Source organism: Thermosynechococcus sp. OHK43 (assembly GCF_014466085.1).
GTDB lineage: Bacteria > Cyanobacteriota > Cyanobacteriia > Thermosynechococcales > Thermosynechococcaceae > Thermosynechococcus.
On the sequence record NZ_JACOMP010000059.1, the window covers coordinates 1 to 6,248 of the forward strand.

General features: G+C 54.6%; 6 protein-coding genes and 1 pseudogene. 2 read left to right on the forward strand and 5 right to left on the reverse strand.

The annotated features are described in order from the left end of the window. Positions 1 to 771 (reverse strand): annotated as a pseudogene (locus tag H8Q75_RS02685) (hypothetical protein); the annotation flags it as partial. A 75-nt stretch (positions 772 to 846) separates the two neighbouring features. Further along, positions 847 to 1,581 carry a glutathione peroxidase gene (locus H8Q75_RS02690; protein ID WP_024125732.1) on the reverse strand — a complete coding sequence of 245 codons (735 nt, stop codon included), beginning with the start codon at positions 1,579 to 1,581 and terminating at the stop codon, positions 847 to 849. 44 nt (positions 1,582 to 1,625) lie between these two features. Between H8Q75_RS02690 and H8Q75_RS02695 the strand changes: the two genes are divergently transcribed. After that, positions 1,626 to 3,467: an HMA2 domain-containing protein gene (locus H8Q75_RS02695; RefSeq protein ID WP_297040282.1), complete on the forward strand. Its 1,842-nt coding sequence runs from the start codon at positions 1,626 to 1,628 to the stop codon at positions 3,465 to 3,467. A gap of 18 nt (positions 3,468 to 3,485) precedes the next feature. Here the strand turns inward: H8Q75_RS02695 and H8Q75_RS02700 are convergent, their stop codons facing one another. Continuing rightward, a complete protein-coding gene (locus H8Q75_RS02700) occupies positions 3,486 to 3,662 on the reverse strand; it encodes a hypothetical protein (protein WP_024125734.1) in 177 nt (58 codons plus the stop codon). A gap of 398 nt (positions 3,663 to 4,060) precedes the next feature. Here H8Q75_RS02700 and speY point away from each other — a divergent pair, with 398 nt between their 5' ends. Further along, a complete protein-coding gene (gene speY / locus H8Q75_RS02705) occupies positions 4,061 to 5,224 on the forward strand; it encodes a deoxyhypusine synthase (RefSeq protein WP_297040285.1) in 1,164 nt (387 codons plus the stop codon). On the opposite strand, the gene H8Q75_RS02710 is transcribed toward speY, so the two are convergent. Next, positions 5,221 to 5,967, reverse strand: a complete 747-nt coding sequence (locus tag H8Q75_RS02710) for a metal ABC transporter ATP-binding protein (RefSeq protein ID WP_024125736.1) — start codon at positions 5,965 to 5,967, stop codon at positions 5,221 to 5,223. The genes speY and H8Q75_RS02710 overlap by 4 nt on opposite strands. Then, the coding region (locus H8Q75_RS02715) for a zinc ABC transporter substrate-binding protein (protein WP_297040289.1) at positions 5,964 to 6,248 on the reverse strand (285 nt) is incomplete at its 5' end. The genes H8Q75_RS02710 and H8Q75_RS02715, both read right to left, overlap by 4 nt.

Sequence of the window (6,248 nt, forward strand, 5' to 3'; positions counted from 1 at the left end):
AAATTCAAGGGAACCCAAGAAGTGATTGAGAAAATTCTTGCCAAAGGTGCGCGTCCAAGGAAAGAGATTAAAAACAAACGTCAGGTACAGATAGAGAATAAACAACAGCAGCGCTAGTCGGCTCAACTGCAATATCCGCAATAGCCAACGCTCAACCTTTTCCTGAGAAATAATCTCAAAATTTTGCAGGCGCAAGGGGGGAATCCGCTCCCCACCCCAGCGGCTCACCGGTGGGAAAATCTTACCAGAGATGCGAACCACCACCGAATAGAGCATCAGCGTAAGAATCGTTGCTAAAACCGCAAAAATAGTATTTTTGAGCAGGTTTTGGGGAACCCGATCTTGGCGATAACGGGTAATGGCCTCACGAATGTGCTGGGCCAGTTCAATCGCTACTTCTTCTTGACTTTCTAGGCGATTGTCAACATCCGCTTTTGTAATGGTAATGAGGGGGCGGTTTCCTTGAACAACCGTAACATTATCGCGATCGCCCCCTCTTTTGATGGTAATGCTGTCAACGGGGATATCTTCATCCTCTGCCACTTGTCGGATACGGTGTTGAATCGCTGCTGCCCGCTCCTCGGGGGTAAAGGAACCAACCCCTTCGCGCACCTCAAACAAAACTTCGCCATCGAGGGTAACTGCGTATTCCTGAATCTCAGCCGGGGCTGGGGGGGCTTGGGCATCTTGCGCCATTAGAGGCCACGGTGTCTGCCCCGCCACTAGCAAAAAAGTAAACAGCAGGCAGAGGAAAAAGCGGGGCTTTGTCATAGATGGCGGGGATGCAGGCAGTTCATTCTCCATTTTGGGTAAAATCCTTGCCTGCCGCTGCTTTAGCCAAAATCCTTAACAATCGGTGGCCAAGTATTCCGCCAGCGCCTCAGAACCGCCAATATATTTGCCATCAATAAAGACTTGGGGAACTGTTGTTGCGCCGGTAATGGCTTGGAGCGATCGCAGGCTAGCCCCCTCACCGATGACAATCTCATCGTAGTGAATGCCCTTTGCCGCAAGCATCGTTTTGGCGTTGGCGCAGTGGGGACAGCCCCGCTTCGTAAACAGGGAGACCCATTGCCGCTTGTAGCTGGGGTTGAGGTAGCAGAGCATCGTTTCCGCATCCGAGACCTTAAAGGGGTCGCCGGGTTCTTCCGGTTCAATGAACATTTTCTCAATGATGCCATCCTTCACCAGCATTGAATAACGCCAAGAGCGTTGACCAAAACCAAGGTCTTCCTTATCCACGAGCATTCCCATGCCGGCGGTAAATTCACCATTCCCATCGGGAATCAGACGCACATTCTCTGCCTGCTGGGTTTTGCCCCACTCATTCATGACAAAAGCATCATTGACAGAAATGCAGAGGATATCATCCACGCCACATTCACGAAACAGAGGTGCCAATTCGTTGTAGCCGGGGAGATGGGTTGAAGAACAGGTGGGCGTGAAGGCACCCGGCAAAGCAAACACGACAACTGTTTTGCCATTGAACAGATCATTGGTGGTTACATTGACCCATTGATCGCCTTTGCGGGTGCGAAAGGTAACTTCAGGAACACGTTGGCCTTCACGGTTGGGTAGCATGGTGGAATCCTCTACATAACGTTGCTTTCTAAAGCGTAGTCGTTATGACTCTGTTTTGTCAAGTTGTTATGGAGCAGCAAATTGTTCATGCCACAACAGGGCGGGTGCGCTTTCGAGTGCCGCGTGTGCAACGGGATCCTGCCTATGGAAAGTTATTGGTGCAGTTGCTGGAGTCTTTGGCCATTGTTGAGCAGGTGCGTCTCAATCCGCAGGCGGCGACAGTGGTGGTGCAGTATCAGCCCCATTTGCTCGATGAGGCAGCAGTCTATGAACGTTTGAAGCAGTGTTTTGAACAGGCAATGGTGGCCGTGCCGCAGCCCTTTCCGGACAGTGCGGCTCCTGCGGAGGCGATCGCCCTTGAAGACTACGAAGCACAGGTAGAGGCGGATGCTCGCCTTGAAACCGATTGGGAACGCTTGGGGCTGCCCTTGGTGGCCTTAGGGGTCTCCCTCCTCAGTGCGCCCTTGGAATTGCCCTTCGCGGTTGTTGGGGCTACGGTCTTGGCCAGTGCTTGGCCTTGGTTTCAGCGGGTGGGGCATCAGATGAGTCAGGGGCATCCCCCCAATGTAGATCTGCTCGATAGCCTTTGGATGGTACTGCATACCGTCAATGGCCAGTTCTTAGCGCCTGCATTGAAGACCACGTTGGCCGGGGCACGGGCAGATGTGCGCGATCGCCAGCGACGGCAACAGATGGATCGATATCCCAGTGTCTTGATGGCTCACTATGAACACCTGACGGTGGAACGTCAAGGTCACTGCCTCAGGATTGAAACTCAGGAGTTGCAAGCTGGGGATCTGCTGTGGTTGCAGCCCGGGGATGTTGTGCCTGCGGATGGCCGCGTTGTGGCTGGATTGGCGGAGGTGGAGCCTGCCCATTTTGAACCCTCCCGACAGGTGTGGATCTGCCGCCCCGGCGATGCCCTCTATGCAGGCTGTCAAATTCTCACGGGACAGGTTCAACTGTGGGTGATCCGCAGCGGTTGGCAAACGCGCCTTGGTTTGATGACAGATCTGCTGCACACTGAACCGGTCTATGACAGTGCCCTTGCCCACCAACAGGGAGAATTTGCCCGCCATGCGGTGCTGCCAACGCTTGCCCTGAGTGGTGCCCTCTGGCTGACGACAGGTGCCTACGGACCAGCGATCGCCCCCCTACAGTTTGACTTTGGCAGCGGTGTGCAGCTGTCACTGCGGACGGTGATGCTCTCGGCACAGGTATTCGCGGTGCAACAGGGGGTGTATCTACCCACTGCCGGTACTTTAGAACAACTGGCGCAACTGGAGAGCTTGGTGATTGATGCTCGCGCCGGTCTTCCCCAGCCTCAACAGGCCCACATCCTGATTCAGCAATTGCGACAGCTTGGCCTTGATATCTATCTGCTTCAAGATCAAGGTAGGCCCCTTGAGGGGACCACAGAGGTCACGGGCGATCGCCTCCCTGATCTTCAGGCCTATCTGGTGGGTAAGCGGCGGCGGGTCGGCTGGATCAGCTTTGGTGAAACCTGTTCCTGTCCTGAACCCACATGGTTACCGATTCGCTGGCGGCCCCCTACCTTTGACCCCAATGCCAAAGTGGTTGTTCTTTTGGACGGCGACTGGTCTGCCCTTGGCCGTGGCATTGCCCTTGCCCGCGATGCCCTAGAGCGAACCTATCAAAATGTGGCCTTGATTGCTCTGCCAAATTTAGCGGTTACCTTTGGCGGCCTGTTTTTGGGCTTGCATCCTGTGGTCAATGTCGTCACCAACAACGCTACTGCCTTTATTGCTGAGTTTTGGCATGGAAACTCAACCCAGTTTCGTACCGCCCTATTGCCAAGCGTGTCAACGACCGTCCCCCTGCAACCGCTGCCCCTAGAATCCCCTCAACTGGCGGTGGCCCCATAGAGGGAAGGCCTCCAGGGGCTAATAGCGCTGCTTCAAAAATGTGAGAACCGACCAAAGCCCCGTAAACCAACTGCCAAGGGCGAGGGTTAGGAAAATTCCCCCCGGCAGCATCGTCAGCCAACCGATTCCTCTTAACGCGTAGAGAATGAGGAAGATGCTAAAACAAGCCGCAAAAGCATAATAGGCGGGGCGCACGGCAAATTCGGTAATGAAGTGTTATAGTGATCTCGTAATGTAAGGGCATGGGACTTGTCAACAGTGAAACAATTGACGTTGATGGGCTATCCCAACATCGCAACTTGGTATCTCGAAATGGGGTTGCGCCAACGGCGAGCAGCCATCCCTGCACTGTCGGTTGTGGATAATTGCGAAGGACCGAGTATGAACTGATCGGCCTGCAACTGGAGGTTCACACCCTTGTGAACTGGGTCGATCAGAAGTGTTGAGCGTGTTCATCACTGTTATTGCACTTCAAGTTTTTAACAACTTCAACCAATTAGACACCCCTCAGCGGGCTCAATGGTGCTGCGGTTAGGAATGTTCCTGCCTAAGTGGCTATGCCTGCTGTGGAATTAGTTTGCGAGGAACGACCGATGTCTGCATTTGCTACCCCCATTACCCCCGCACCCATTCCCGACAACATCACCTTAACAGAACTTATTGACAAATACTTCACCGCCTATAACTCAGCACGGCTACGGGAAATTTGCCAACTCCTGAGTCAACGGGTGTTTCAGCCAGAGGTGACGGTTGGCCTGAGCCTCTCAGGGGCGATGACCCCCACGGGGTTGGGCATCTCAGCCTTAGCGCCTTTAGTGCGGGCTGGCTTTGTCGATTACATTATTAGCACTGGGGCAAACCTCTACCACGATATTCACTATGCCCTAGGCATGGATCTCTATGCGGCCCATCCTTTTGTCGATGATGTGCAACTGCGCAAGGAAAGCAAAATCCGCATTTATGACATTATCTTTGACTACGATGTGCTCCTGGAAACCGATGCCTTTTTGCGGCAGGTGCTGCGCAGTGAAACGTTCCAACGCCGCATGGGTACAGCTGAGTTTCACTATCACTTGGGGCGCTATGTGCGCGAACTGGAGGTGCAGCGGGGACAGCCCCATTCCTGTTTGTTGGCCACGGCCTATGAGTGCGGTGTGCCCATCTACACCTCCTCCCCGGGGGATAGCTCCATTGGCATGAATGTGGCGGCGATCGCCCTCGAAGGGTCGAAACTGATGATTGACCCCGCCATTGATGTCAATGAAACCGCAGCCATTGCCTACTTTGCCCGTGAAGCCGCTGAGGGCAAAGGCAAAAGTGCCGCCTTGATTATTGGTGGTGGGAGCCCGAAAAACTTCCTGCTGCAAACCCAGCCGCAAATCCACGAAGTGTTGGGGCTCGAGGAACGGGGGCACGATTACTTTATCCAGATTACCGATGCCCGTCCGGATACCGGTGGCCTGTCGGGTGCTGTGCCCAGTGAAGCTGTCAGTTGGGGTAAAGTGGATCCCCAAGGGTTGCGGGATACCGTCGTTTGCTACACCGATAGCACGATCGCCCTCCCCATTCTCACCGCCTACTGCCTCAATCGCTGTCAACCCCGTCCTCTGAAGCGGCTCTACGATCGCCGCGGCGAAATGGTCGAGCGCCTCCAGCAGCTCTACCTGCAAGCCCAACTTCAGCACAAGGTGAAGGAGCTGCCCACTGAAGCGCCTGTAGCCACCTATCCCTGTGGTACGCCGATTCGTCGCCGTTAGTCCCAGCGCCGGGGGATCCTCAGGGATCCCTCGAAGGCGCGCGCTAGATTTTCTGGCGTAAATACTTCACTGGTGCGGCCATAGGCTAGGATACTACGGTTCACCAGCACCACCTGATCACAGAAGGTAGTCATCGAGGAGAGATCGTGGGTAGAGATGAGAATTGTGTGCCCTTTCTCCCGCTCTGCCATGAGGAGAGCAATCATCAGTTTCTCCGTTTTCACATCCACACCTGCAAAGGGTTCATCCAAGAGCAACACCTGTGCTTCTTGGGCAAAGGCCCGAGCAAGAAACATCCGTTTCTTTTGACCGCCGGAGAGTTCGCCAATTTGGCGCTGCCGCAAGGGCCAGAGTTCCACCTGCTCTAGGCTTTCCTGTACCCGTTGGCGATCGCGCCCCCTCGGTTGGCGCAGCCAGTTCATCTTGCCGTAGCGTCCCATCATCACCACATCCCAGACCCGCAGCGGAAATTGCCAATCCACATCTTCACTTTGGGGCACATAGGCCACAAGGGACTGCCGTTGTACCTGCTGGCGGGGTAATCCATGAATGCGCACCTGACCTCGGATGGGCTTGACAAATCCCATGATGGCCTTGAAAAGGGTGGATTTACCGGCACCATTCATGCCCACAACCCCACAGATCGTGCCGGCGGGCAGTTGCAGCGTTGCCCCATGGAGGGCAAGATGGCGATGATAGGCCACCGTTACATCTTGTAAGTCAATGGCAGGGCTAGAAATCATGGGGTTGTCCTCCCGCTGAGACCACGGATAAGGGTGTTGATGTTGTACTTGAGTAGGTCAAGGTAGGTCGGGGCATTCCCCTCAGGGGGTGATAGGGAATCCACATAGAAAATGCCAGCAAATGTAGCGCCAGACTCCCGTGCCACCTGTTGTTGGGGATTTGCATTGACGGTACTTTCGCAAAAGACAGCGGGAATCTGTTGCTGTCGCACAATGTCAATCACCCGCGTAATTTGGCGGGGTGTCCCCTCCTGATCGGCATTCACTGGCCAGAGATACAC